This is a genomic window from Methylomonas sp. Uni0011, from assembly GCF_056850255.1.
Window position 1 is genome coordinate 1 of record NZ_JBVVNO010000025.1, and the last position, 26,542, is coordinate 26,542.

Annotated in this window: 20 protein-coding genes; 13 read left to right on the forward strand and 7 right to left on the reverse strand. The window is 53.8% G+C overall.

Annotated features, from left to right (window positions below; genetic code table 11):
- Positions 1 to 269 precede the first annotated feature (269 nt).
- The 3 genes from AC0IM9_RS18815 to AC0IM9_RS18825 all read left to right on the forward strand — a co-directional run bounded on the left by AC0IM9_RS18815 (position 270) and on the right by AC0IM9_RS18825 (position 1,320).
- Positions 270 to 476 (forward strand): nucleotidyltransferase substrate binding protein, encoded by a 207-nt coding sequence (locus AC0IM9_RS18815; protein WP_482805009.1) that lies wholly within the window; start codon positions 270 to 272, stop codon positions 474 to 476.
- Between the two features lie 117 nt (positions 477 to 593).
- Positions 594 to 1,004, forward strand: coding sequence for a nucleotidyltransferase substrate binding protein (locus tag AC0IM9_RS18820; RefSeq protein ID WP_482805010.1), 411 nt, complete (start codon positions 594 to 596; stop codon positions 1,002 to 1,004).
- On the forward strand, positions 991 to 1,320 hold the full coding sequence (locus tag AC0IM9_RS18825) for a nucleotidyltransferase domain-containing protein (RefSeq protein ID WP_482805011.1): 330 nt from the start codon (positions 991 to 993) through the stop codon (positions 1,318 to 1,320). Before AC0IM9_RS18820 ends, AC0IM9_RS18825 begins: the two co-directional genes overlap by 14 nt.
- A 13-nt stretch (positions 1,321 to 1,333) precedes the next feature.
- Here AC0IM9_RS18825 and AC0IM9_RS18830 read toward each other — a convergent pair whose 3' ends face one another.
- The 4 genes from AC0IM9_RS18830 to AC0IM9_RS18845 all read right to left on the reverse strand — a co-directional run bounded on the left by AC0IM9_RS18830 (position 1,334) and on the right by AC0IM9_RS18845 (position 6,470).
- A complete protein-coding gene (locus AC0IM9_RS18830) occupies positions 1,334 to 2,788 on the reverse strand; it encodes a DUF3375 domain-containing protein (protein ID WP_482805012.1) in 1,455 nt (484 codons plus the stop codon).
- A complete protein-coding gene (locus tag AC0IM9_RS18835; protein WP_482805013.1) occupies positions 2,785 to 4,134 on the reverse strand; it encodes a DNA recombination protein RmuC in 1,350 nt (449 codons plus the stop codon). Before AC0IM9_RS18835 ends, AC0IM9_RS18830 begins: the two co-directional genes overlap by 4 nt.
- Positions 4,135 to 4,164: 30 nt before the next feature.
- Positions 4,165 to 4,509, reverse strand: a complete 345-nt coding sequence (locus AC0IM9_RS18840; protein WP_278210035.1) for a hypothetical protein — start codon at positions 4,507 to 4,509, stop codon at positions 4,165 to 4,167.
- Between the two features lie 704 nt (positions 4,510 to 5,213).
- Positions 5,214 to 6,470, reverse strand: coding sequence for a pectin acetylesterase-family hydrolase (locus AC0IM9_RS18845; protein ID WP_482805014.1), 1,257 nt, complete (start codon positions 6,468 to 6,470; stop codon positions 5,214 to 5,216).
- A 429-nt stretch (positions 6,471 to 6,899) separates the two neighbouring features.
- Here AC0IM9_RS18845 and AC0IM9_RS18850 point away from each other — a divergent pair, with 429 nt between their 5' ends.
- Positions 6,900 to 7,604 (forward strand): phosphatase PAP2 family protein, encoded by a 705-nt coding sequence (locus AC0IM9_RS18850; protein ID WP_482805015.1) that lies wholly within the window; start codon positions 6,900 to 6,902, stop codon positions 7,602 to 7,604.
- A 50-nt stretch (positions 7,605 to 7,654) separates the two neighbouring features.
- Here AC0IM9_RS18850 and AC0IM9_RS18855 read toward each other — a convergent pair whose 3' ends face one another.
- Together AC0IM9_RS18855 and ppgK are read right to left on the reverse strand one after the other, a co-directional pair.
- Entirely contained in the window at positions 7,655 to 9,034 is a 1,380-nt protein-coding gene (locus AC0IM9_RS18855; protein ID WP_482805016.1) for an L-serine ammonia-lyase, read from the reverse strand.
- A 162-nt stretch (positions 9,035 to 9,196) separates the two neighbouring features.
- Complete coding sequence (gene ppgK / locus AC0IM9_RS18860; RefSeq protein ID WP_445372066.1) at positions 9,197 to 9,937, reverse strand: polyphosphate--glucose phosphotransferase; 741 nt, start codon at positions 9,935 to 9,937, stop codon at positions 9,197 to 9,199.
- Between the two features lie 716 nt (positions 9,938 to 10,653).
- Between ppgK and dnaN the strand changes: the two genes are divergently transcribed.
- From dnaN to AC0IM9_RS18905, 9 genes are all read left to right on the forward strand, one after another.
- The gene (gene dnaN, locus AC0IM9_RS18865; RefSeq protein ID WP_140913238.1) at positions 10,654 to 11,757 is read left to right on the forward strand and encodes a DNA polymerase III subunit beta; all 1,104 of its coding nucleotides are present in this window, start codon (positions 10,654 to 10,656) and stop codon (positions 11,755 to 11,757) included.
- Positions 11,758 to 11,770: 13 nt separating this feature from the next.
- Positions 11,771 to 12,844: a DNA replication/repair protein RecF gene (gene recF, locus AC0IM9_RS18870; RefSeq protein ID WP_482805017.1), complete on the forward strand. Its 1,074-nt coding sequence runs from the start codon at positions 11,771 to 11,773 to the stop codon at positions 12,842 to 12,844.
- A 114-nt stretch (positions 12,845 to 12,958) separates the two neighbouring features.
- Positions 12,959 to 15,364, forward strand: a complete 2,406-nt coding sequence (gene gyrB, locus AC0IM9_RS18875) for a DNA topoisomerase (ATP-hydrolyzing) subunit B (RefSeq protein ID WP_482805018.1) — start codon at positions 12,959 to 12,961, stop codon at positions 15,362 to 15,364.
- A 582-nt stretch (positions 15,365 to 15,946) separates the two neighbouring features.
- Positions 15,947 to 17,566 (forward strand): class I SAM-dependent DNA methyltransferase, encoded by a 1,620-nt coding sequence (locus AC0IM9_RS18880; RefSeq protein WP_482805019.1) that lies wholly within the window; start codon positions 15,947 to 15,949, stop codon positions 17,564 to 17,566.
- 111 nt (positions 17,567 to 17,677) lie between these two features.
- Positions 17,678 to 18,847 (forward strand): restriction endonuclease subunit S, encoded by a 1,170-nt coding sequence (locus AC0IM9_RS18885; RefSeq protein WP_482805020.1) that lies wholly within the window; start codon positions 17,678 to 17,680, stop codon positions 18,845 to 18,847.
- Positions 18,840 to 19,880 carry a PDDEXK nuclease domain-containing protein gene (locus AC0IM9_RS18890; RefSeq protein WP_482805021.1) on the forward strand — a complete coding sequence of 347 codons (1,041 nt, stop codon included), beginning with the start codon at positions 18,840 to 18,842 and terminating at the stop codon, positions 19,878 to 19,880. The genes AC0IM9_RS18885 and AC0IM9_RS18890 overlap by 8 nt, the downstream gene beginning before the upstream one ends.
- Positions 19,877 to 23,074 (forward strand): type I restriction endonuclease subunit R, encoded by a 3,198-nt coding sequence (locus tag AC0IM9_RS18895; RefSeq protein WP_482805022.1) that lies wholly within the window; start codon positions 19,877 to 19,879, stop codon positions 23,072 to 23,074. Before AC0IM9_RS18890 ends, AC0IM9_RS18895 begins: the two co-directional genes overlap by 4 nt.
- Before the next feature lie 138 nt (positions 23,075 to 23,212).
- Positions 23,213 to 23,683: a restriction endonuclease subunit S gene (locus AC0IM9_RS18900; protein WP_482805023.1), complete on the forward strand. Its 471-nt coding sequence runs from the start codon at positions 23,213 to 23,215 to the stop codon at positions 23,681 to 23,683.
- A 191-nt stretch (positions 23,684 to 23,874) separates the two neighbouring features.
- On the forward strand, positions 23,875 to 24,048 hold the full coding sequence (locus AC0IM9_RS18905; protein WP_482805024.1) for a restriction endonuclease subunit S domain-containing protein: 174 nt from the start codon (positions 23,875 to 23,877) through the stop codon (positions 24,046 to 24,048).
- 68 nt (positions 24,049 to 24,116) lie between these two features.
- On the opposite strand, the gene AC0IM9_RS18910 is transcribed toward AC0IM9_RS18905, so the two are convergent.
- The gene (locus tag AC0IM9_RS18910; RefSeq protein WP_482805025.1) at positions 24,117 to 26,510 is read right to left on the reverse strand and encodes a hypothetical protein; all 2,394 of its coding nucleotides are present in this window, start codon (positions 26,508 to 26,510) and stop codon (positions 24,117 to 24,119) included.
- Positions 26,511 to 26,542: the final 32 nt, after the last annotated feature.

Genomic DNA, 26,542 nt, shown 5'->3' on the forward strand with positions numbered 1-26,542 from the left:
GTACAGATGAAAAATGCTTTTTGCCGTATCCAGACCCACCACGTTACTATTCATTTCGGACTCCTCGTCGCTCCGTTTAAATTCTCTGGCGCAGTATGACACCGCGTGGGGTGGGGAGGAGTCCATGCCATCATCCTACGTTCCTGACGTAGTAATTTCCAGACGATTTGAACGAAGATCACCGAACAATCGAGAGGATTAGCTTGTCATGAAAAACCGTCGCGCGTTAATCTGAGTTTCTTTAAACGACACGCCTTCAGAAACCAATCATGCACCAAGACATCCGCTGGAAACGGCGCTTCGCCAATTATCAAAACGCGCTGGCGCAGTTGACCAAGTTCATCGACAAGGGCGAACTCAACGAGCTGGAAGAACAAGGCTTGATCCAGGCCTTCGAATATACCCATGAATTGGCCTGGAACGTGTTACGCGATTATTTGCTGGAAAAGGGGCATCATCCTACGTTCCTGACGTAGTAATTTCCAGACGATTTGAACGAAGATCACCGAACAATCGAGAGGATTAGCTTGTCATGAAAAACCGTCGCGCGTTAATCTGAGTTTCTTTAAACGACACGCCTTCAGAAACCAATCATGCACCAAGACATCCGCTGGAAACGGCGCTTCGCCAATTATCAAAACGCGCTGGCGCAGTTGACCAAGTTCATCGACAAGGGCGAACTCAACGAGCTGGAAGAACAAGGCTTGATCCAGGCCTTCGAATATACCCATGAATTGGCCTGGAACGTGTTGCGCGATTATTTGCTGGAAAAGGGGCATCAGGACATACACGGCTCGAGGGATGCCACGCGCCTGGCATTCAAGCTGGATTTGATCGAAGACGGCGACAGCTGGATGGATATGATTCGCGACCGGAATCGCACCAGCCATACGTATAACCAGGAAACCGCTCAATCCATTGCCGGGAATATCAAGCAACGCTTTTTCGGCTTGTTCGTCCAGTTGCAACAAAAACTGAAAAATTTACCGGATGACACCGTTTAACTCTGAGATCAGTGACCGGTTTGGTTTAAAGCCGCACATCATCAGCGCGATTCAATGCGTATTTGCCAAACATCCACAGGTTGAACGCGCGGTTTTGTACGGTTCGCGGGCCAAGGGTAACTATCGCCCTGGTTCCGACATCGATTTGACGCTACTCGGCGAAAGCTTGACTTATGCCGACCTCTGCCGGATCGAAACGGAAATCGACGATTTGTTGTTGCCTTACACGCTGGATTTATCGCTTTACGCGCAGATCGATAATGCCGATTTGCGCGAGCATATTCGGCGCGTCGGGCAAGAATTCTATTCGTCCTGACTAACCGGTTTTCTTACCTAACAAATATCACCCTCGGCAACCGCGCTTGCCGGCTCAATTCCCGCCCTTCGCCGTCCAGCGTTTGCCAGACGATCACGTCTTCGGCGGCTTCATCGACCGTGGTTTTGAAGCTGTCGCCGCCGAGTTGCAGGTAGGCGACCAGTTCCGCCAGGCCGTGTTGCAGCGGGCGGGCGCGGCAGAGTTCGGCCAAGGTGATTTGCGCTTTGTCTTGCAGGGCGTGGCGGATGTGGCGGGCCAGTTGGGCTTTGTCGATGACGATTTGCGAGAACAGCGCGGCGGCGTCCAGGTCTTCGTCGCCGGTTTGCGGGACGATGCTTTCGATGCGCGGCTTGACGGCGGGCGTATGCAGCGGGCGTTCCATCGGCAGCTCGATGTCGGCGGCGGCTTCGGCGATCGCCATGACTTCGCCGGGCGGCTGGTTGTCGCGCAAGGCCAGGGCCTTGGCTTCGATGCCGTGCAGGATTTCCATGATGCGGCGATTTTCCAGCCAGGCTTGATCGTCGAGAAAGCGGCGCAGTTGCCGGCTGAGTTCGGCGACGGTGCGCTGGGTGTGTTCGCCGGCTTCCAGCCAGTCGTAATGCACCCGACGCAAGCGGGCGTCGGGCCTTAGTTCGGCGACCGGTTGCAGGGCCAGAACCTTTTCCAGCAGGCTCGACAGTTCCTCCTGGCGGCGGCTGGACATCAGAAAATCCCAGAAGGCGCGGAAACTCCGACCTTGGTCGGAGTCGGCGATGGTGTCGCGCTCGCCCATGATGTCTTGCAGTAATTCGCCCTTGCCGCCTTCCCATAAGGCGATGCGCTCGCGCACCCGACGGTCCAGGCCGCGAAAATTATGTTCGACTTCGCGAAAGTCGCCGAGCAGTTCCCTGGCCATTGCGGTGAATTGCTGGAAGCGGTCCTTTAACGCGGTGTCGTCCAGCAGGGCCAGATCGCCGGCGCGGATGCGGGCGATTTCGGCGTCCAGTTCGGTGCGGCGTTTTTCCAGTTCGGCGATGCGGGTTTCCGGGTCGGTTTCGCTGCCTTCGCTGATTTGTTTGAGCAATTCGAACAAGGTCAACAACCGCGATTCGGTGCCGACGAAGGCGCGTTCAGTCAGGCTGCCCAGCCAGGCGATGGCTTTTTCGGTGGCCGGCGTCAGGTCGAAAAACGGCTCGTCGGAACCTTGCCGGTAAAACTTGCGCAACCAAGCCTTGTCGTTGCCGGCCCAATCGTTCAGGTAGTCCATTGCGGGCTTAGGGAAAGTGTCGTTGCCCAGCCGTTCGCGTAACGCAAACAGCTCGTCTTCCAGCGCTTCGGCCAAATCGGCCTGACCGATCAGACGCTGGTTGGGGGCGACAAAGGTCCGGTGTAGAAAACCAGCGATCAGCGGGGCATGGTCGGAGCGCAGCAAGCGCCAGGCCGGATGGTTTTGTTTCAGCAGCTCCAGCGTGGCGTAGTCCAAACTCATGCGTCGTCACCGGCGTCCATTTGTTCGGTCAGGCTCTTGGGCAGTTTCTTTTTCACTTTCACGCCCAGTTCTTCGAGCGCGCCGGCTTGGCGCAACAGATTGCCCTGGCCGCTGCTGAGTTTGTTGACGATGCCGTCGTAAGTTTTTTGCACGGTGCTGAGTTGGTTGCCGAGTTTTTCGATGTCTTCGACGAAGCCGCGGATTTTGTCGTACAGCGCGCCGGCCTTGTCGGCGATCAGCCGGGCGTTCTCGTTTTGTTGTTCGTAGCGCCAGATGTTTTGAATCGTGCGCAAAGTTGCCAACAGCGTGGTTGGGGTAACGACGACGATCTTGTGTTCGAAGGCGTCGTTGAACAGTTTTTCGTCGCCTTGAAAGGCGGCCATGAAGGCGGCTTCGATCGGCATGAACAGCAGCACGAAGTCCAGCGAGCGCAGGCCTTTCAGGCTGGAGTAGTCCTTACCGCTGAGACCTTTGATATGGGCGCGCACCGCTTCGACGTGTTGCTTCAGGGCTTCGGTGCGTTCGGCATCGTCGTCGCTGGCACAGTAGCGCTCGTAAGCATTTAACGACACCTTGGAATCGATCACCACGTCCTTGTTATCCGGCAGGCGCACGATCACGTCGGGTTTGAACAACCGGTTGTCCTCGTCACGGAACGCGCCCTGAGTTTCGTATTCGATGCCCTTGCGCAGGCCGGATTGCTCCAGCACTTTTTCCAGAATCATCTCGCCCCAATTGCCTTGGGCCTTGTGGTCGCCTTTCAAAGCGCGGGTCAGATTCAACGCTTCCTGGTTCATTTTCTGGGTATCGCGGCGCAATGAAACGATTTCCTCGCGCAGGCTGATGCGGTCCTTGGTTTCGTTGTCGTAAACGCTTTCCACCCGCTGTTTGAACTCGCCGAGCTGCTGCTTCAGCGGCGCCACCAGGGTTTCGATACTGGTCTTGTTATGCTCGACGAATTGCTTGCCGCGTTCCTCGAAGATTCGATGCGCCAGATTTTCGAACTGGGTTTTCAGTTGATTTTCCGCATCCTGCAGCAAGCGGATTTTTTCTTCGTTATGTTTGTGCTGTTCCTGCTGGCGGGTATTTAGCTCGGCGTTTTCGGTTTTCAGAACCAATAATTGTTGCTGCAACTCTTGCACATCCGACTCGCGTTGAGCCAACAAGACCAGGCGTTCTTCGGCCACTGCCAGTTTTACTGCTTGCTGCTGTATCTGCTGTTGCTGCTGCTCAATTTGGCTAAACCAATTACGTTGCCGTTTGCCGGCTCGCCACGCACACAGCGCGTAACCTACCAACGCCGCCAGCAGCGACGCGGCCAACAGCAATCCATTCCCTGTTTCCATCAACGAGAGTCTCTTAAGTAAATTTGCAATTTATTTCGGTTTGATCGACAAATCGCCAATGGTAAAACCGATATCGAAACCCTGGCCTTTACCGATCAACACCAACGATATCTCGCCACGGGTTAGCACTTGCCGATCGATCGAGTTCTTAAAACCGAAGTGATTACCCAACGAAATGTAGTCGCCGTATATTTCGCTGAGGTATTTGACGTCGGTGAAATAGCCTTCACCTTCGATCTTGGAATAGCCGATGGTAAAACCGATGCTTTTCGACGACAGCGAGACTTTTGCCTTTTCGCCGTTACGGCAGCTTATTTCGCCGCTGCCGTCGTATTGCTTATACGCCAGAGAAAATCCCTCCAATTTGTAGGTCATGCTGCAAGTGCCCAATTTCTTTGCGCCGAACTGCGCCTGCATATCGGTCTGGCTGGGTTGAACCGGCGGCGGGGTTTGAGATGAAGGCGTTGCCGAGGTTTCGGCCGGCTGCGCTGGCGGTGCCTGGTCGAGCGGGTGAGTGATAAATTCGGCGCGGCCGGTAAGCGGAAAGACAGCGGCGAGGCAAACCAGGCCGAAAATCGCAGATCTGGTAGCCGATAACGAGCCGCCGCCCTTATTTAACCGGCCGTTAAATACCGTTCGCTTCGAGTTAATCGAAGAGTATTCCGCTGCGGGTTTCGACAGCCTCGGCCCACACCGAAAACCAGCGATAAATAGGGCCGAGTTAAGAATCGGCGCTGGCGCCCAACTTAGCCTTGTTTTCAGCGAAGCAACAAAACTCGGTCCGCCTTGAGTTTGCAGTGTGTTCATCGTTACGCTCTGATCGGATTGGAAAGATAAATGCCGGCAGCTGTCGCTAAACCGCGAACGCAACCGAAGTCGCATCTGCGGTTGGTGCTTAGCTTTGCGGATTACTTTACTCGAAAGAAGGTAAAAAAGTTACACCGGGCGGTTTTCATCAGTGGCGTCATGAGAAAGCCGCTACCGATGCTGCAACTCTGTTTAAGCGGCGAGCAACCCTTTGTCAGACCATGGTCGCCGCAAGTTCAAGCCTGACGGTTAGAGAATCGATGAATCGGCCATCACGGAGTGCCGAAACTTCTAGCCAAACAGGTCAATACCCCGGCCTGGGTTAAATTCTGCTCGCCGCAATCGACACCGGGCGTGCAACTCAGATTTTGCCAGTCGGCGGCATCGTTGGTGACTATCGCCTTGGCCCAATCCACGAACCGGATGCCGTTCAAGGCCGATGTATAAAATTCGTCGAACCGGAATATCGTGTGATTGCACCCCGGATCGATGTAAGCCCGGTAGTTTTTCGGCAAGGCCGTTTTTAAACCGGCGGCAATTGTGTTCATTCTAAAACTCCAACTCCCGAAACCGGAGACTTGGTCGGCCGGCACACCGTCGCTTTGTTCCATGATGTTCAAGAATAATTTTTGCACCACATCGTAAGCCGTAGTGTATTGAGCAAATCGTTCCTTCGGATATTGCGCTGCCAGGGTTCTGTAGACTTTCGGCAGGAAATCGGCAGCCGGAGCAGCCGGCAAGGTTTTGAATATCGGATGCAGATTGGTATCGATGTTCCAACCCGAACTGGGGCCGAATACGCCGGAAGCCAAAAAGCCGTCGGTAATCACTCCCATGCCGCCGTCGCCGAGCAACGAAACTTTGGCGTCCTTGCCCAACATTTTTTGGACCCAGGGATAGTTCAATGCAGCGCCGTAGGAACCGGCACTGGAACCGGCGACCAGGATTTTATCGATGTCTACGCCGCCGGCATTCAACGGACTGAATTTGTTTTTCCGCTCACGTTTAAAGTAATCCAGTACGTAAAGAAAGTTGTCGAAGCCGCGGTGTTTAATGGCTACCGCATCGGTCGGATCGGGATTAAACGGATTTTGGTAAACCGTATCCTTGGAGCCTAAAAATACGTCGCCAGTACAATAAGACACAAACACCATGGTCCAATTTTTATACGGGTTCTCCGGATCTTCGGCGTCCAGCAAACCGGCCATTTGATTCGGATCATTCGCCACATCGGCCGACGGCACATAGCTGGCCTGTTGGCCCGGCACAATGTTACATGTCTGGTAATTCCAGCAAGCGCCGCCGCCATTCATATACAACAAGACTTTGTCGGCCTTACCCGGTTTTACGTAAAACGAATAGGGTTGGCCGAATGCGCAACTGGGCATCACCAGTTTTTGCGTATCGCCTATTTTCACCGGATATTGGCCCGGAGTTACTTCGACTTTTTGCCAGACGTCGGCAGCTTGCGCTGCAACGGCAGACCCCAACAAACCGGCAAGTACCGCATTCAATAGAAATGGTTTCATGGTTTCTTCCTTTATTCTTTTACAGTCACTGGACATTCACCTTTCGGCCTTTCCGGCGTCGGGTTGACTCACAAGTGTAGTCCGCTGCCGGTAAGTACAGGAATGAATCAGGATGAAACGAAAGTGGTTACGAGCGCTAACACTTGCCCGCTGCCAAACTACGCGCTTTTTAGGGACAGTTTGGAATTAAAAAATAACGATCGGATCGTCATTTAGACTGTGCCCGATCGTCGGTGTGTAACGCACGAAACTGGTGCAAATCGGCCGATCGATTGGTTGAATTAAACCTAGATGTACAGGTAATAACCAATTAAAAAACCGCCGGCCCGATTTCTGACTGTTGTTTTTCAAGAGCTTAGGTCTGGTATACCTTTTTGGCGCATTTCTGGCTTAACTGTAATGGAGTCGCCACAATAACCAGGATGATGAATGGAAACGTCTAAGCGTCACTACTATGAATTAATCGGTCTGGCCGTGCTGGCCGTGGCCACAACCTCATTGTTTTGGTTCACCAATTTGGACCGTTGGGCGGCCGGTTTGTTTTTTTACCCCGGTAACGCCGGCGGGGTTTGGCCGAAACAGGATTGGTGGTTCTGGCGACTTCTTTATGATTACGCTTTTCCATTCACCATCACTGCCGGCGGGTTTGCACTTCTGACGTACCTGCTGAGCCATCTGTACGACGATTTCCGCAGTTTTCGGCGTCAGGCCTTGTACATCTTGCTGGTGATCGCGATAGGTCCGGGGTTGGTCGTCAATCTGATCGTCAAAGATCACTGGGGCCGGCCACGGCCGGTGCATACCAAGGAATTCGGCGGCGAATACGCTTACGTGCCGCCGGCAAAATTGGGCCATAGCCCGGACAAGTCCTTCGTGTGTGGACATTGCTCGGTCGGATACGCTTTTTTTGCGCTGTATTTTTTGGCACAAAACTACAAAACGCTGTATTTGGTTCTCACGTTGGGTTTGGCCTGGACTATGGGTTTTACCCGGATGACCGCCGGCGGCCATTACTTGTCCGACATACTCTGGTCCGGGTATCTGGTGTTTTTGGTGGCTTACGCCTTGTATTACGGTTGGTATCTGCGCAACCAACCGGTAACGGTGCTGGAACCGAAAATCGCGACCGGTTAAACCGCTGGGCTAACCCGACATGGCATCCGGGGCTGTGACCGAATGCCGTTTTAACATTCGATCAAATTCACCGCCAAACCGCCACGCGAGGTTTCCTTATATTTGGTTTTCATGTCGGCGCCGGTTTCGCGCATGGTCTTGATGACTTTGTCCAGCGAAACGAAATGTTTGCCGTCGCCGCGCAAGGCAATTCGCGCCGCATTGATGGCTTTGACCGAGCCCATCGCGTTGCGCTCGATGCAAGGCACTTGCACCAAGCCGCCGACCGGATCGCAAGTCAAACCCAGATTATGTTCCATACCGATCTCGGCGGCATTTTCGACCTGCTCCGGCGTCCCGCCCAACACCTCGGCCAAGGCGCCGGCCGCCATCGAACAGGCCACGCCAATTTCGCCCTGGCATCCGACTTCCGCGCCGGACAGCGAAGCGTTTTCTTTATATAAAATCGCGATGGCCGCCGCGGTCAATAAAAAGCGGATCACGCCGTCCTCGTTGGCGCCGTCGCAATATTTCCAGTAATAATGCAGTACGGCCGGAATAATCCCGGCCGCACCGTTGGTCGGTGCGGTGACGACGCGGCCGCCGGCCGCATTTTCTTCGCTGACCGCCAGTGCAAACAAATTCACCCACTCCATCGTCCCAACCGGCATGCTCGGAGTCTGCCGCGGAATTTCGCCGGTCAGTTGCCGATACAGATTGGCGGCGCGGCGTCTGACTTTCATGCCGCCGGGCAGAATGCCTTCGTCGCGTAAGCCGCGTTCGACACAAGCTTGCATCACCTGCCAGATCGTCAGCAACCGCTCGCGGATCTGAGATTCGTTGAGCCAGGCCTTCTCGTTGCTCAGCATCAATTCGCTGATCGATTTACGATGGGTCGCGCACAATTTCAGCAAGCCATCGCCGGTGTTGAACGGATAAGGCAGGCAGGTATCGTCGTTGCTCAGGCGATCTATCGCCGCTTCCGGTCCGGTCACAACGAAGCCGCCGCCGACCGAATAATAATCGGCCTGCACCAATTCGGCGCCGGATGCATCGAACACGGTCAGCCGCATGCCGTTGGAATGGTAGGGCAACACTTTACGTTGAAACAGCAAATCGGACTTTTCATTGAACGCCACCGGATGGAAGCCCAGCAACCGCACCGAACCGGTTTCGCGAATCTGCGCCAACCGCTGCGGTATCGAATCCGGATCGACCGCGTCCGGCGCTTCGCCTTCCAGACCCAGCATCACCGCCTTGTCGGTGCCATGGCCTTTACCGGTAGCGCCCAGGGAACCGTACAGTTCGACCTGAATCCGACGGACTTTGGCAATCGCGCCTTGCTGCTCCAGCTTCCGGGCAAAAGCCATTGCGGCGCGCATCGGCCCTACCGTGTGCGAGCTGGAAGGGCCTATACCGATTTTAAAGATATCGAAAACGCTGATTGCCATGGTTAACGCCTGCGGTTGGATAGAGCGGAAATATAGAGAAACTTAGCTGCCAGGACACGCCGACCGTAAAAGCTTCCCCAACCGGCGTAAAACCAAGCAATCATCGTACCGGGTAAGGCGGACGAGTAATCGCAACGCCAAAGCCGGCTGGCTTACCCCGGATTAAAGTTTCGATTTGGCAAACAGTGCGGCACCGACGATGCCGGCCTGGTTTAAAAATGCGGCCGGTTTTACCGGTGTGCTGAGTGCGAGCTGGTCCTGGAATTTATCGAGCTTTTTGCTGGCGCCGCCGCCCAGAATGATCAAGTCGGGCCAGAACAACTTTTCCATCGTCGTTAAATAAATATTGAAACGCTTACCCCAGGTCTTCCAACCCAAGTCCTCGATCTTGCGCGCCGCATCGGATGCATAACGTTCGGCTTTGACGCCGTTCTCCAAAAAGATATGGCCCAACTCGGTATTGGGCAATAACTTACCGTCGGTGAACAACGCGGTCCCCAAACCCGTACCTACCGTCACCAGCAACACCACGCCGGCTTGATCCACGCCATGACCGAAACGCATTTCGGCAATGCCGGCGGCATCGGCGTCGTTGACGTTGAAACAAGCGCAAGTTGTCGCTTCCGAAAACAATTTGTCGATATCGGTTTGGATAAACGCCTTGGAAATATTGGAGGCCGTCAAGGCGACGCCGTGTTGCACCGCGGCCGGAAACCCGCAGCCTACCGGTCCGTTCCAGTGAAAATGCACCACCAATTGCGCCAACACCGCAGCCACCGCTTCCGGAGTCGCCGGCTGCGGCGTGTCGATCCGATGCCGTTCCGACACCAATTCTCCGGTTTCGGTGTTGACTATCGCACCTTTGATCCCGGATCCGCCAATATCCACGCCAAGTACCAGCATAAGTTCTCCTTGAAAAAATGAGCCGTTACCATTTTAGGCCAATCGGCCGGCTTACAACGGGTTTATCGGCTCGAGCCCCAAATTCAGCTCATCGGACTTATAAACATTGTTGATAAGCGTGTCGGCAAAATTTGTTAAATCTTGTGGATAACATCCGGATAAAACCCACCTGAGGTGTTATCCACAATCTTGCAACAGGCGTCGATGCGCAGGATGTACAGAGTTAAAGGGACTACATCCATATGAAAAATATTATAAAAATTGACTTATCCACAAATTTTTGGCTCCTAATAGTAATAACAAAAATAAAAGATTTAATAAGTTATTTATGATTGGCTGTTGGGAGGTCGGTCCGGCTAACCAACTGTGAAGTGGCGGAAATTTACGATGATGCATCAAGGTCGACAAATACGCGGTACGAATCCGAACAGCCACAGACGAATCCAAACAAACCACATTTCCAATGAGAGACATGTCTGTTTCCTCCATAATAAGGAGAGCGAACTGTTGAAAAGAATGTTGGATAATGTCGGCAAAAGATGTGGACAACTTGTAGCCTTGTTTGCCGTTGCCGGTTTTCCACAACTGCTCAACAAGCACGGCGACGGTTAGCGTACAGAATCAATATGCTGTAAAGCTATTGATTTTTAGAGATAAAAACTATTTTTCCACAGGTTTTGCTTTCATAGTAATAACAATAGAGAAAAGATATTGATATGAAATTTATTATTGGCAGAGATCAAATTCTCGCTCCATTGCAGCAAATCGTTAGCGTTATCGAGAAACGGCAAACCATGCCCATTCTTTCCAACGTGCTGTTGCAAGCCAGCGACGACCAATTGGTAATGACCGGTACCGACACTGAAATCCAAATTGTCTCGAAGATAAATATCGAATCAATATTAAAGTCGGGGGAGATCACGGTCCCGGCGCGGAAGTTTCTGGATATTTGCCGCTTGCTGCCGCCTGCGGCCGAAGTCAGTTTCGAGTTGCAGGACGATAAGGTGAAATTGGTATCGGGGCGCAGCCGGTTTTCGTTGAGCACCTTGCCGGCCGAACACTATCCGGAGTTCAACGAATCCAACTACGAATACGATTTCATATTGAACGCCGGCAAATTAAAGAAAGCGCTGGAAAAAACCGTGTTTTGCATGGCCAACCAGGATGTGCGTTACTATCTGAACGGCTTGTTGCTGCATGTCAGCAATTCAAAATTGAAATTAGTGGCGTCCGACGGCCACCGCTTGTCGATTTACGAGGACGACATTGGCCAGGCTACCGGCTGTGAAGCCCGCATTATTTTGCCGAGAAAAGCGGTACAGGAATTGAGCCGCCTGTTGGACGACCCGGAAGCCGAGTTGAATATCCAGTTCTCCAATAATCACATCAAACTCTATTACAAGGATGTGGTGTTCTCGTCCAAATTGATAGACGCCAAATTTCCGGATTTCAGCAAGGTGTTCAACCAGAGTTTCATGTCGCCGCTGTTGATACAAAAACAATTGTTGCGGGAAGCCTTGACCCGGGTGGCGATTTTGTCCAACGAAAAATACAAAGGCGTTACTTTCGATATTGCCGACGATTCGCTGAAGCTGAGTACCCACAATCCTGAGCATGACGAAGCCGAGGAAGAATTGGTGATCGATTACCAGGGCGAGCCTTTGACGATTTCGTTCAATTCGCAATACATGCTGGATGCGGTGACCAATCTGGATTCGGAAATGGCGGTTTTGACCATTGCCAGCAATGCCAGCAGTTGTTTTGTCGAAGAGCCCGAACAAGCCCTGTTCAAATTCATCGTAATGCCGATGCGGATGTAAACCGCTTCCCGGCATGACTTTGTTAAAGTTGGATGTTCTGGCGGTGCGGAACATCCAGTCCGCCAGCATTTCGCCGTCGCCGTCCATCAACTTCATTACCGGGGCCAATGCCAGCGGTAAAAGTTCGTTGTTGGAGGCCATCTTCATCTTGGGTCGCGCCCGGTCGTTTCGAACCACCCATATCAAGCAAGCCATCGCCTTCGATCAATCGCAATTGACGGTCGCAGCGCAAAATCGGCAGCAAAACGGCTCGGTCAGCCAGCTCGGTATCCAAATCGATAGCAAGCAATGCGAAATCCGTATCGATCAGGAAAACCGCCAAAAAGCCGATTTGGCTTATGCGCTGCCGGTGCAGCTGATCCATCCGAAAAGCTACCGTTTACTGGATTCCGGACCGCAAATCAGAAGAGAGTTTCTGGATTGGGGGATTTTCAATCAAAACAGGAATTTTCTGTCTTGCTGGCGTAATTACAGTAAAGCCTTGCAGCAGCGCAATGCGTTATTGAAGAGCCGGCAAGTTCGGCAAATTTCGGCTTGGGATCGGGAACTGGCGGAATATGGCCAGATGATCAAAGATTTCCGCCTGAGCTATTTGAACGCTTTGCAGCCGGTGTTTCTGGAAATGGCCGGGTATTTTTTAGGCAGCGACGACGTGACATTGCGTGTCCTTACCGGCTGGGACGACAAATTGAATTTGGAGCAGGCGTTAAAAACCGATCTGGACAAGGACATGCGCTACGGCTTTACCCATAGCGGTCCGCATCGAGCGGATTTCCAAACCTACTTCAGCAGACGCTTAGCCAAGGACTACTTGTCCCGCGGTCAGCAAAAGCTGTTGGTATTAGCTTTGTTGTTAGCGCAAGTTACCTTGCTGAATCGGGATAGTCCCAATACCTGCTGTATCCTGATAGACGACCTTACCGCGGAATTGGATGCAGATAACAGGGCAAAATTGCTAAAATACTTGGTCGGACTTGAATGCCAAATATTTATCAGCAGCACTGGAATAGCCGACTTCGGCGATTTGAGTAACATCGATAACTACAAATGGTTTCACGTGGAACAAGGCAAGATTACCGAGCATTGATGTTTCACGTGGAACGAACAATAAAAACTAGAATCCTCCATCACCAACGCATGATCTGTCGAATGCTCTAGCAAACGACAAACCACCTTGCGGTACAACACACTGGATACCCTCATGAGTGAACAATACGACAGTTCGAATATCACAGTACTGAAAGGTCTGGACGCGGTCAGAAAACGTCCGGGCATGTATATCGGTGATACCGATGACGGTTCCGGTTTACATCACATGGTATTCGAGGTCGTCGATAACTCGATAGACGAGGCATTGGCCGGATATTGCAAAGGCGTCGACGTGGTGATTCACGAAAATGGCTCGGTGTCGGTGTCCGACGACGGCCGCGGCATCCCGGTCGACATTCACAAGGAAGAGGGCCGCTCCGCCGCTGAAGTGATCATGACCGTACTGCATGCCGGCGGAAAATTCGACGACAACGCCTACAAAGTCTCCGGCGGTTTGCACGGCGTCGGCGTATCGGTGGTAAATGCCTTATCCGAAGAACTGACCCTGAAAATCCGCAAGAACGGCAAACTGCATATGCAGAAATACGTACTGGGCGAACCGGTGGCACCGCTGGCGGTGGTGGGCGATGCCGAAGGCAGCGGCACCTATATCAACTTCAAGCCCAGCCCGACCATCTTTACCAACATCGAATTCCATTACGACATTCTCGCCAAACGCCTGCGCGAACTGTCTTTCCTCAACTCGGGTGTCAGAATCTCGCTGCGCGACGAACGCAGCGGCAAGGAAGACGTGTTCGAATTCGAAGGCGGCATCAGCGCTTTCGTGCAACACTTGAACAAAAACAAAACCCCGCTGTTCGAGAAAGTGTTTCACTTTCAAGCCGAAAAAGAAGGCGTCACCGTCGAAGTCGCGATGCAGTGGAACGATTCCTATCAGGAAAACGTATTCTGCTACACCAACAACATTCCGCAACGCGACGGTGGTACCCACTTGGCCGGCTTCCGCGCCGCGCTAACCCGCACCATCAACCAATACATCGAAACCAACGGTCTGGCGAAAAAAGAAAAAGTCGCCACCACCGGCGATGACGCCCGCGAAGGTTTAACCGCCGTGTTGTCGGTCAAAGTACCCGACCCGAAATTCTCGTCTCAAACCAAAGACAAACTGGTGTCGTCGGAAGTGAAGCCGCTGGTGGAATCGACCATGAACGAAAAACTCCAGGAATTCCTGCTGGAACAACCCCAAGTCGCCAAAGCCATCGCCGGCAAAATCATCGATGCGGCGAGAGCCCGCGAAGCGGCCCGCAAAGCCAGGGAAATGACCCGTCGCAAGACTACGCTCGACATCGCCGGCTTGCCCGGCAAACTCGCCGATTGCCAGGAAAAAGATCCGGCCTTGTCCGAACTGTTCATCGTGGAAGGGGACTCGGCCGGCGGCTCCGCCAAACAGGGCCGCGACCGCCGCACTCAAGCCATCCTGCCCTTGAAAGGTAAAATCCTTAATGTGGAACGCGCCCGCTTCGACCGGATGATTTCATCGGAAGAAGTCGGCACCCTGATCACCGCGCTGGGCTGCGGCATCGGTAAAGACGAATACAACGTCGACAAACTCCGCTACCATCGCATCATCATCATGACCGATGCCGACGTCGACGGCTCGCACATCCGCACTTTGCTGCTGACCTTCTTCTACCGGCAACTACCGGAACTGGTTGAACGCGGCCATATTTACATTGCCCAGCCGCCGCTCTACAAAGTCAAAAAAGGCAAGCAGGAACATTACGTCAAAGACGACAACGCTTTAAACCAGTATCTGATCCAAATGGCGCTGGATAAAGCCCAGTTGCAAACCGACCCCGACACACCGATTATTCAGGGGCCAGGACTGGAAAAACTCGCTACCGAGTTTGCCGACGTCATGAACGCGATTCAACGCCTGTCCAGACGTTACGACGACCTGTATCTGGAACAAATGACCTACATGCCGGTATTGAACGCCGAGATCAGAGCCAACCCGCAAATGTTGTCGGCCTGGGTCGCGCAACTGGAACGCAACCTGAATGCCGGCGACCACAAAGCCGTATTCACTAGCGAACTGAGTTACCGCGACGGCGAAGACTTCGACGTCACCGTCAACAAACGCCTGCACGGCATCACAAAAACCTTCGTTTTGCACGCACCGTTCTTTTCCGGCAACGATTACCAAAAAATTGCCGCCTACGTCGAACACACCACCAACATGTTCGGCGAACATTCGGTCATGCGCATGGGCGAACGCGAGCAACACGTCGCCAATTTCAAACAAGCTTTCGAGTGGATGATGCGGGAAGTAAAAAAAGGCCAACACATCCAGCGCTACAAAGGTTTGGGCGAAATGAACCCGGAACAACTCTGGGAAACCACGCTGGACAGCAACAGCCGCCGCCTGCTGCAAGTCACAATCCAAGACGCCATCGCCGCCGACGAAATCTTCACCACCCTGATGGGCGACATCGTCGAACCCCGCCGGGATTTCATCGTCAAGAACGCTTTGGACGTGGCGAATTTGGATGTTTAAACATGAAACCTGTGTCAGATCTCAAAATAGATGAAAAAAATCTCACAATTGCGAAATGAAATCTCATAACTCGTGAAATGGGCTCTGGCTTGGTTAACTGATCGACAAATTGAATTTGGGGGGATTAGGCAGGTTCTGAACTCAACCTAAATAACTACAAAACTTGTTCAAATGAGATTGATTGTTATTTGTTGCCATTGACGGGTAACCGGGTTGGAGTTTGAAGACACTGCCTTCCGTATTCAGCTTAGTGAGCAGGGAGTTTTTGCTAGCGGATAAAGTTGTTATCCCTGCATGCTTTTGATGGCGCCTTCGGGCGCCATTAGTATTTCTGGAAAGCCGGATTCGTTCCAAATGAATCGGCGATGTCAAATAGTAAGAACCACCAAACAGATCCAATTAGCAAGTAATGTCTAGCGACAAATCATGATCGATCTGCTTGGCGGCCAGACTTGTACGATTTTATGACTTGAATGCTTGATGCAGCGCCGGTGAACTCACTTACAACTAGATGGTAAGTGCTTTAAAGTGCGTAACTAAGCTATCATTCCCGCCATTTTTTGATAAAGCCAAGAACAAACCATGCATTGGATTGCTGCCTCCGAAAAGGACACCAACACCGCCACATTGGAAAAGCGTCTGTGGGATGCTGCCGACCAGTTCCGAGCCAACTCGGGCCTTAAAGCCCAGGAATATTCCGGCCCCATTCTCGGCCTGATCTTTCTGCGTTTTGCAGAAGTGCGCTTTGCGATACTGCGCAACAAGCTCGATGCCGCAGGCGCATCGTCCAGACGCGGTAGCCGGGTGGATGAGCCGGCTGCCTATCATGCGGAAGGCGTACTTTACCTGGAACCGGAAGCCCGCTTCGATTACCTGCTGACCCTGCCGGAAGCCTCCGACATTGGTGCCAAAGTCAACGCGGCCATGCGCGGCATCGAAAAGCACAACCCGCAACTGGCCGGTGTACTGCCCAAAACCTATAACCTGTTTACCAGCACCCTCCTCAAGGAATTGCTGAAAAAAGTCTCCGAGATTCCTGCCACGGTCGACTACGACGCCTTTGGTCGCATTTACGAATACTTCCTCGGCGAATTCGCCCGCACCGAAGGCCAAAAAGGCGGCGAGTTTTACACGCCAAGCTGCATCGTGCGACTGCTGACCGAAATAATCGAACCTTTTCACGGCCGGATTCTCGACCCGGCTTGCGGCTCAGGCGGCATGTTTGTGCAATCGGCGCGCTTTGTCGCAGAGCATCAGAAAAACCCCGCCGCCGAACTGGCGATATGCGGCGTGGAAAAAACCGATGAAACTGGACGCTTATGCCGTCTCAACCTGGCAGTGCATGGCCTGGAAGGCGACATCAAACACGGCGGCAACGTCAACAGCTATTACGACGACCCGCACAATGCCACCGCCTCATTCGACTTTGTGTTGGCCAATCCACCGTTCAACGTCAATGCCGTGGATAAAGAACGGCTCAAGGACATGGTCGGTGCTGGCCGTCGCTTTCCGTTTGGCCTGCCGCGTACCGACAACGGCAATTATTTGTGGATACAACTGTTCTACTCCGCGCTTAACGCCAAGGGCCGCGCTGGGTTTGTTATGGCCAACTCTGCCTCTGATGCGCGATCGTCTGAACAGGAACTCCGCCAGCAATTGATCGAAGCCCGCGCGGTAGACGTGATGGTCGCCGTCGGCCCCAACATGTTCTACACCGTCACTCTACCGTGCACCCTATGGTTTTTTGATAAGGCCAAAGCCCAGTCAACGCGCGCCGACAGCGTGTTGTTCATCGACGCCCGTCATATCTATCGACAAGTGGATCGCGCCCATCGCGAATGGACGCCGGCGCAAATCGGTTTCATCGCCAACCTGGTTCGCCTGTATCGTGGCGAAGCGCTCGACTTGACCGTTGGTGGCGAGGAGACTTTAAGCAAACTCAAGGAAGTCTTCGGCGAAATTACTGCCTACACCGATGTGCCCGGCCTCTGCAAAGCGGCGACGCTAACCGAAATCGAGGCCCAGGGCTGGTCACTCAATCCCGGTCGTTATGTTGGTGTCGCGCCGGGAGAAGACGTCAGCGACGAAGATTTCAAGGAACAACTCGAAGCGTTGAACGAGGAACTTGAAGTGTTGAATGCGCAGGCGCGGGAGTTGGAGCAGACGATTGCCGTGAACGTGGCCGGTATTTTGGGGGCTTGATGTTAACGTTATCAGTAGGGCGCAATAACCAACGGGCATTGCGCCGCAAGGCTTCAAACATGCGGCGCATTACGCTATCGCTAATGCGCCCTACGGATCTGGAGGCATAGGGTGCAGCTCCAGGATGTTTGTGATCTCATCATCGACTGCGAGCACAAAACCGCTCCAACACAAGAAACAGGTTATCCGTCCATCCGCACGCCCAATATCGGACGTGGTCGTTTTATTCTTGATGGTGTGAACCGAGTTTCCGAAGAAACTTATAAGCTGTGGACGAAACGCGCCGTTCCATTACCTGGTGATCTAATCATGGCGCGTGAAGCACCGGTCGGAAATGTCGCTATGATTCCCGAAGGGCTTCGTCCTTGTTTGGGGCAACGCACTCTCTTGATTCGCCCTAATCGCGCCAAGGTTGAGCCATCATTCCTCAATTACTTTCTGAACGGTCCGCATGTTCAAGGATTGATTCATGCAAAGACGAACGGAGCCACCGTTGCACATCTAAACATGAAAGATGTTCGGACGATGGAGTTGCCGTCCCTTCCTCGGCTCCCAATCCAGCGACGTATCGCCAGCATCCTTTCGGCCTACGACGAACTCATCGAGAACAACCAGCGGCGCATCAAGATTCTGGAGACGATGGCCCGTAACCTTTACCGTGAGTGGTTCGTCCACTTCCGCTTCCCCGGCCATGAGAATCATCCGCGTGTTGATTCGTCGCTTGGCGAGATTCCGCGGGGATGGGATGTGAAGAAGCTGGGCGAAGTGGTTGAACTGAACTATGGGAAAGCGTTAAAGAAGGAAGATCGGCGCGATGGTGATTATCCAGTGTTTGGCTCAAGCGGCATTGTTGGTACACATGATGCCGTGTTGGTTGAAGGTCCAGGCATCATCGTTGGCCGAAAAGGAAATGTCGGTAGCGTCTTCTGGTGTGACAACGATTTTTTCGTGATTGATACGGCTTTCTTTGTGACATCGTTGTTGCCTTTACGCTACCTGTACTATGTTCTGCCCACGCTAAATTTCATCAACAGCGACGCGGCTGTGCCTGGATTGAGTCGCAACCAAGCCTATACACTGGAAATACTCACCCCACCCCTAGCCATGCTTAATCAATTCTGCGAATTGGCTGATACTTTTGAACGGCAAACTGCCACACTCAAACGCCAAATCCAAAACCTCCGCCAAACCCGCGACCTACTATTACCCCGCCTGCTCTCCGGCCAAATCACCCTGCCCGAAGCCGCAGACGATTTAACCCAGGTGACCAGCTATGCCTGACATCGTGCCGTTGCCCGCCGATTATGCCGTTTGGTTGACTGAACTGAAAACCCGCATTCACGAAGCCCAGCAGCGGGCCACGCGGGCGGTGAATCGTGAGTTGGTGCTGTTGTACTGGCAAATCGGCGGCGACATTCTGGCCCGACAAGACCGCGAGGGTTGGGGCGCCAAAGTGATCGAACGACTGGCGCAGGATTTGCGCAATGCCTTTCCGGATATGAAGGGCTTTTCGCCGCGCAATCTCAAGTACATGCGCGCCTTTGCCGAGGCCTGGCCGGATGTGGAATTTGTGCAAGGGGTGCTTGCACAATTGCCGTGGTATCACCATTTGGCACTACTGGATAAGTTACCCGGCCTCGAAACTCGACGCTGGTACGCCGCCAAAGCCATTGAACATAACTGGTCGCGCAACGTTTTGGTGATGCAGATCGAAACCCGGCTGTTGGAGCGCAGCGGTCAGGCAATCACCAACTTTCCGGCTTCCCTGCCCAAGCCGCAGTCAGACCTGGCCCGTGAGTCTCTGAAAGACCCTTACCGTTTTGACTTCCTGGGCCTGACCGATGAGGCGCAGGAACGCGAGATCGAACACGCGCTGGTGAAGCATGTCACCGAGTTCCTGCTGGAATTGGGCGCGGGCTTCGCGTTTGTTGGAAGACAGGTGCTGTTGGACGTGGGCGGCGACGAATTCTTCATCGATTTGCTGTTCTACCATTTAAAACTGCGCTGCTATGTGGTGATCGAACTAAAGGGTGGCAAGTTTAAACCCGAGCATTTGGGTCAGCTTGGGTTTTATCTCACGGCGGTGGATCGCCAAGTCAAAAGCGAGCACGACAACCCCACCATTGGCTTGTTGCTCTGCAAGAGCAAAAACAAGATCGTGGCCGAATATGCTCTGGGGGATAAGAGCCAGCCTATGGGGATTGCTGAGTATAAGCTGCTCGACGCACTGCCTGCCGAGTTGCAAACCAGCCTGCCCAGCATTGAGGCTATCGAGCAGGCGCTGGCAAAGGATGCCGAAGAGGATGGCGAATGAACACCCACGCTTATTCCGAAGACCAACTGGTAGAGCAGCCCGCCATTGAGTTATTTGCTTCGTTGGGCTGGCAAACGCTATCGGCTTTGGAAGAAACCTTCGGAACAGGCGGTATGCTGGGCCGTGAAACTAAAGGTGAAGTGGTGTTGGTGGCACGGCTACGTGCGGCTCTGTGCAAGTTCAATCCCAAGCTGCCCCCGGAAGCCATCAGCAACGCCGTTGATGAGCTGACCCGCGACCGCTCGGCGATGAGTTTGGAAGCCGCTAACCGCGAAGTCTATCGGCTGCTGAAAGACGGTATTACGGTGTCTGTGCCCGATTTGGAACACGGCGGTCAGAGAACCGAACGGTTACGGGTGGTGGATTGGCAGCACCCGGAGCACAACGACTTTCTGCTGGTCAGTCAGTTTAGCGTTACAGGGGCACTTTACACTTGCCGGCCTGATCTGGTTGGTTTTGTGAATGGTTTGCCGTGGCTGGTCATCGAACTGAAAAAGCCCGGTGTACCGGCACACGCAGCTTTTGCCGAAAATCTGACCCATTACAAACAGCAGATTCCGGCACTGTTCTGGAGCAACGCATTGCTGATCGCTTCCAATGGCACGGATAGCCGGGTCGGTTCACTGACCGCCGATTGGGAGCGCTTCTTCGAGTGGAAGCGCATAGCCCGCGAGGACGAGCCACGACGGGTGTCGCTGGAAGTGATTCTGCGCGGGACTTGCGACAGGAGTCGCTTGCTGGATTTGGTGGAGAATTTCACGCTGTTTTCTGAGCACAAGGCGGGGTTAATCAAAATCGTCGGCCAGAACCATCAGTTCCTCGGTGTGAATAACGCCATCGCTGCCATGTTAAAAGCCCGCGAATTGGGTCATGGGCGGGGCGGCGTGTTTTGGCAAACCCAGGGCAGCGGCAAGAGCTTTTCGATGGTGTTTTACGCGCAGAAGGTGTTGCGCAAGTTGATCGGCAACTGGACCTTTGTGATCGTTACCGACCGGGTGGAACTGGACGAGCAAATCGCCAAAACCTTCAAAGCTGTCGGTGCTGTCAGCGAGGCCGAAGGCGATGCCTGTCACGCTAGTAGCGGCGAACACTTGCGGGAACTGTTGCGCGGCAATCATCGCTATGTGTTTACCCTGGTGCACAAGTTCCAGATGCCCGAATTGCTATGCGACCGCTCCGACGTGATCGTACTTACTGACGAAGCCCACCGCAGCCAATACGACACTCTGGCGCTAAATATGCGGGCGGCCTTGCCCAACGCCCTGTTCCTGGCCTTTACCGGCACGCCGCTAATCGCGGGCGAAGAGCGCACCAAGGACGTGTTTGGCGATTACGTGTCGATCTACGATTTCCAGCAGTCGATTGAAGATGGCGCCACGGTGCCGTTGTTCTACGATAACCGCACGCCGGAATTGCAGTTGATTAACCCCGACTTGAACGACGACATTTACCAACTGATTGAAGAGGCTGAGCTTGACCCTGAGCAGGAAGCCAAGCTGGAACGGGAACTGGCCCGCCAATACCACCTACTGACGCGCGACGACCGGTTGGAAACGGTGGCGAAAGACATCGTGCGGCATTTTCTGGGGCGCGGCTTTATCGGCAAGGCGATGGTGGTTGCCATCGACAAAGCCACCGCTGTGCGGATGTACGACAAGGTACAGGCGCATTGGGCTGTGGAAATCGAGCGGGTACGGAAAGAGTTGGCAGAGTTGTCTTATCAATTACGCGGTAGCGAGATGAATCCAGAGCAGGCACGCCGCGATCTGCGTATGGCAGAGCTGAAACAGCGATTGGAAGTATTGGTCAGCACCGACATGGCGGTGATTGTTTCGCCTGGGCAAAATGAAATCCAGCAGATGCAAACGTTGGGATTCGACATAGCGCTGCATCGCAAGCGCATGAATGAGTCGCAGCCGGGCTTGGACGAGCGGTTTAAGGACACCAATGATCCGTTGCGCCTGGTTTTCGTCTGCGCCATGTGGCTGACGGGCTTTGATGCGCCCAGTTGCTCGACGGTCTATCTGGATAAACCGATGCGTAACCACACGCTGATGCAGACCATCGCCCGCGCGAATCGGGTTTTTCCCGGTAAGCACAGCGGCATGATTGTCGATTACGCCAATGTGTTTGCCTCGCTGGAAAAAGCGTTAGCGATCTACGGCGCCGGCAAAGATGGCAAGAGTCCGGTCAAGGAAAAGCAGCAGTTAGTAGATGAGCTGCGGCAGTCCGTTACCCAGGCTACTGCTTTTTGCGCGGCGCATGGCGTGGTGTTGGATCAGATTGAAGCGCTGCCTGCCGGGAGCTTGCAACGCTTGCAGGCCATCGAAGATGCGATTAATGCGCTGATTTCGCCTGATCCTTTGCGGCGGGAGTTTTTCGGACACGAGCGCTTGGTCAACACCCTGTACCAAGCCGTCAAACCCGACCCTGCCGCGCTGGAGTTCGCCAGTCGCGCGGCTTGTTTGGCAACGCTCGCAGAAGCGATGCGCGTCAATCTGAACCCCAATCCACCGGATATTTCCCAGGTGATGGGTCAAATAAACAGCTTGCTGGATGACTCGATTACCGGCCACGCCATTCGCGAACAGGGGCCACCGGCCTTAGACCTGTCCAAGATCAATTTCGAAGCGCTGGCCTCACGCTTCAAGCAGTCTAAGCATAAAAATACCGACCTGGAAGTGCTAAAGGCCGCGATTCGTGCGCAACTGGAAAAAATGATCCGCTTGAATCGCACCCGTGCCGACTTTGCGGAAAAATTCGAAGCGTTAATCGAAAGCTATAACAATGGTAGCGCCTCGATTGAAGCGCTGTATGCCGAATTGCTGGCCCTGAGTAACAGCCTGAACGACGAGCAGCAGCGTCATGTGCGGGAGCATATGAGCGAGGAAGAGCTGGTCATCTTCGACATTCTGACCCGTCCCGCACCGGAACTGACCAGCGAGGAACGCAGCGAAGTCAAAAAAGTAGCCCGCGAATTATTGGCACGTTTGAAAGAACTACTGGTGCTGAACTGGCGGCAGAAATCCACGGCCCGCTCCCAACTCAAACTCACCATCGAAGACACCCTTGATTCTGGCCTGCCGCGCGCTTACACGCCGGAACTCTATCAACATAAATGCTCGGCGGTGTTCGAGCACGTGTATGAGAGTTATCCTGAGCGGGATGCTGGGGTGTATGCTCAATTCAATTAGGCCATTTCTTTGAACCGATACGAGCAATATTTAGTTCGGCCAAGCGCCAGTTGGGCAGCCTTTATTACGAGCGCACCGGGCTGTCACAAGACCAGTACACCCTCGCCACGCTCACGCAGCAACAGGCAGAAAGCCGTAATGGGCAAGACGCTCAATTCAAAGTCACTCGCTGAGATAGAAATTCCTCTCCCACCTCTCGACGACCAAAAGCGTATTGCCCATCTGCTCGGCAAAGTGGAAGGGCTGATCGCCCAGCGCAAACAACACCTACAACAACTCGACGACCTGCTCAAAAGCGTTTTTCTGGAGATGTTTGGCGACCCGGTGCGGAATGAGATGAGGTGGGAGAAAAAGCCTTGCAGCAAGGTTGCAGAAATCATCACTGGGTATCCATTCAAGAGTGACCTCTACACCGATGATCCGAATCAGCTGAGACTTTGTGGCGGCCTGATAATTTACCCGCAGGGAATTGATTGGAATAAATGCAACTATTGGCCAGCACAACTACTGCCAGGACTGGAGCGGCATCTGCTTGAAGCCAATGACATAGTCATCGCAATGGATCGTCCGTGGATCTCCAGTGGCTTGAAGGTCTGTACTGTGGATTAAATTGGTTGTGGATCACTCCTTGTTCAGCGTACAGCTCGTTTGCGAGCAAAAGACGTTGAGCAATATTTTTTGTATGCACACCTCAAGGATGCGTCGTTTACTAAGCACTGCAAACCAACAGAGACAACGGTGCCGCATATAAGTGTATTAAGGACATTCAGACGTTCCAAGTTTTATGCCCACCAAAACCATTGCAGACTAGATTCGCTTTGATCGCTGCGAAAGTCGAAAGCCTCAAATCCCGCTACCAAAAAAGCCTGACCGATCTCGAAAACCTCTACGGCGCATTGAGCCAGCAAGCTTTCAACGGCGAACTGGATTTATCGCAGGTGCCGTTGCCACTGGATAACGAAGCAGAACGGTAAAAACCCTTTCGCGATTTTCGTGTCTTTCGTGGTTAAAAATCCTGTTTTCGTGGTCAACCATCGCAATTTCAACCGGCCGTATTGATATCAAACCCTATCGCCTGCCGGTGTTGCTCCCAGGTGTTATCCAGCAACAGGAAATAGCCGAATAGCTGGTATTGGTATTCCGCCGGGTCGGTGGCCGAGTGAAACGGCACCAGCAAGGCGGTGGAGTAAATCAGTTGGCCCAGGAACAAGCCTTCGGCAATTTCCACCAGTTCGTCCAAACAGGTGCCTATCGGCGCCGGACCGCCGATCAGCGGGTAGCGGTAATGGAACTGGAATACTTGCTTCGGCTTATCCGGGCCGTTGTTCATCGGCAAGATCGACGGCCTGTCGTCCACCCCCAAAAAGCTGTAGCCCTGCCTCACGAACGGCGAGGGGCCGGCATCGGCCAATTGCTGGATGGAGGGTAGCGGCGGGTGGTAGTTCATATCCAAGACCCGGAACAGGGCGTCGGTGGGCAGGATGCGCGAGTCCTGGATGTTATTGCCGAATACCCAATGCTCGGCGGCTTCCCGTTCCCAGAACGCCTTGTCGGTTTTCGACATACCCCGGTCCCAACTGCCGCTGCGCAGATGTTCGGCGTAAACGCCCGGCTGTTGCCAATAATGTTCGCGGTTTTTCTCGACCAGGGCGTAATGCGGAAAGCTGGCCGGATGGGCTTTTAACTCGGCCACCCGCTCCGGATAGCGCTGGGCCAGGTCGTCGCTTTCGTCCAGCAGCATGCTCAATTTGCGACCGCCGATGCGTTCGAAAGACTTGCCGGCCCACGGAAAAATAAACCGGCCGATATTGGCCCACACCGCGTTCAGCAAATTCGGCGCGCGCGGATCGGTTTGCAGCTTGTCGGCCAGCGCGGCCGGAATCATGCTGTGCTCCTGCAAAGAGCGGGCGATATTGGCGATAAAACTGTCGCCGAAGCCCCAATGCAAATTCAGCGTGGCGCCGTGGTAGTAATCGAAGCCGCGGCATTGATCGTCAGCGCCATACCAACTGCGTGCTTCCGGCGCGTCGAAGCGGGTGTTGTAACCTTTACCCTGGCCCTGGACTACGCCGTCGACAATGCCGGGCGCAACGCCGGCGCGAAACAGCCGGTTCAACACTTCAAAGTGCCGCAAATGGTCGTCGAAACCGCTGGCTGCCGAAATTTTGCCCTGCTGGCGTTGCAACATCTGCAAAATGGATTCGCCGGGCAGCAGCAACTCGCGTACGTCGCCATCATCGGCTTTCGGCGACGCTTCCAGGCAAAACGTGGTGAATTTACGCTGCAACTCGGGGTCGTCGCGCCAACCGGTCGCCCAATCCACACCATCCGGTGCAACGCGCGGTTTGGCAGGCACCGGTTTGTCGTAGCCCAGCTCCTTCCAACCGCACTCGCCGGGCCGCGGCCGTAGATTGGGGAAGGCTGCGTCGGCGAAGGCTTCCCTGGCGCGTGCGGTATCTATCATCAAAAAGAAACCGTTATTTTGGTAGCCGTAATCGACCGAGTTGTCGCCGGTATAGGCTTCGCCCAACTCCCATTCCGGCGGAGGCTCGCCGAACAAGGGTATCCGCAAGGTGCCCAAACTGTAGTGGTGGCTGGCCATGACCAATTGGCCCAAATAGACGCCGTCCTCGATCTGCACCAACTCGTCGATTAAGCGGGTCATCGGGAAGGCCGGATGCAAAGGGTGCCAACGGTAATTAAGCTGATATACGGCTTTGCCGTTCATCTCTCCAACTACGGACTTACCAGGCAGGGACAGGAAAATCCCGCCGGTTTTTACATACGGAATGGCTTTTTCCTTGGCCAGATTTTGCCCAAGCAATTGGCTATCGAAGCCCTGCGCTTTGGTATCCAAAGGCCGATCCCGCAAATTCCAGAACTGGGTCAGCACCGGCATACCCAGGCTCTGAATGAAATTGGGATCGTCCGGTTCGCGGAAAAAATTCCGGCCGATGCGCGTCGTTTCCGGGTCGTAATTGGATAGCGCCACCGGATCGTGGCCGCATTTGGCGGCAAACACGTCTTTGGATACCGGCTCGAAGGTCTTGCCCATCCATAACCCGGTACTGGCGTAAGTCACATTCCACAGCGTTGCCATCCATTCCAGATGCGCTAGCATGGAACGGTTTTCGCCGTGCTGCTTGGCGGCTGCCTTGAAATAATCGCTGTCGCGGATGGACATCGACACGCCGATCATCGGCCCGTCCAGCGGCGTGCTGGTGCCGCACTTGAACAGGGTTAGCAGTTTTTCGTGGATACCGTCCCATTCTTCGCGGCGCAGGTTATCGCCCAAAATTTTGCGATAGCTGCCGAGCATAGGCAGCGCGCCGTTTTTCAGATCGTGGTTGAGAATGGCGTCGAGCGCACTAGCCAGCGCTTGCCGTTCGGGCTCCGACGCGGTTGGGAAATTGGCGACACTGAGATAGTTGTTCATGGTCCTTCCCCTGTGCTTGTTATCTTTTTGGC

Coding starts and splice junctions, on each gene's coding strand:
- recF (WP_482805017.1), top strand. CDS start 11,771: ATGACTTTGTTAAAGTTGGATGTTCTGGCGGTGCGGAACATCCAGTCC.
- ppgK (WP_445372066.1), bottom strand. CDS start 9,937: ATGCTGGTACTTGGCGTGGATATTGGCGGATCCGGGATCAAAGGTGCG.
- AC0IM9_RS18840 (WP_278210035.1), bottom strand. CDS start 4,509: ATGACCTACAAATTGGAGGGATTTTCTCTGGCGTATAAGCAATACGAC.
- AC0IM9_RS18850 (WP_482805015.1), top strand. CDS start 6,900: ATGGAAACGTCTAAGCGTCACTACTATGAATTAATCGGTCTGGCCGTG.
- AC0IM9_RS18910 (WP_482805025.1), bottom strand. CDS start 26,510: ATGAACAACTATCTCAGTGTCGCCAATTTCCCAACCGCGTCGGAGCCC.
- gyrB (WP_482805018.1), top strand. CDS start 12,959: ATGAGTGAACAATACGACAGTTCGAATATCACAGTACTGAAAGGTCTG.
- AC0IM9_RS18855 (WP_482805016.1), bottom strand. CDS start 9,034: ATGGCAATCAGCGTTTTCGATATCTTTAAAATCGGTATAGGCCCTTCC.
- AC0IM9_RS18825 (WP_482805011.1), top strand. CDS start 991: ATGACACCGTTTAACTCTGAGATCAGTGACCGGTTTGGTTTAAAGCCG.
- AC0IM9_RS18880 (WP_482805019.1), top strand. CDS start 15,947: ATGCATTGGATTGCTGCCTCCGAAAAGGACACCAACACCGCCACATTG.
- AC0IM9_RS18830 (WP_482805012.1), bottom strand. CDS start 2,788: ATGAGTTTGGACTACGCCACGCTGGAGCTGCTGAAACAAAACCATCCG.
- AC0IM9_RS18820 (WP_482805010.1), top strand. CDS start 594: ATGCACCAAGACATCCGCTGGAAACGGCGCTTCGCCAATTATCAAAAC.
- AC0IM9_RS18900 (WP_482805023.1), top strand. CDS start 23,213: ATGGGCAAGACGCTCAATTCAAAGTCACTCGCTGAGATAGAAATTCCT.
- dnaN (WP_140913238.1), top strand. CDS start 10,654: ATGAAATTTATTATTGGCAGAGATCAAATTCTCGCTCCATTGCAGCAA.
- AC0IM9_RS18890 (WP_482805021.1), top strand. CDS start 18,840: ATGCCTGACATCGTGCCGTTGCCCGCCGATTATGCCGTTTGGTTGACT.
- AC0IM9_RS18845 (WP_482805014.1), bottom strand. CDS start 6,470: ATGAAACCATTTCTATTGAATGCGGTACTTGCCGGTTTGTTGGGGTCT.
- AC0IM9_RS18835 (WP_482805013.1), bottom strand. CDS start 4,134: ATGGAAACAGGGAATGGATTGCTGTTGGCCGCGTCGCTGCTGGCGGCG.
- AC0IM9_RS18895 (WP_482805022.1), top strand. CDS start 19,877: ATGAACACCCACGCTTATTCCGAAGACCAACTGGTAGAGCAGCCCGCC.
- AC0IM9_RS18815 (WP_482805009.1), top strand. CDS start 270: ATGCACCAAGACATCCGCTGGAAACGGCGCTTCGCCAATTATCAAAAC.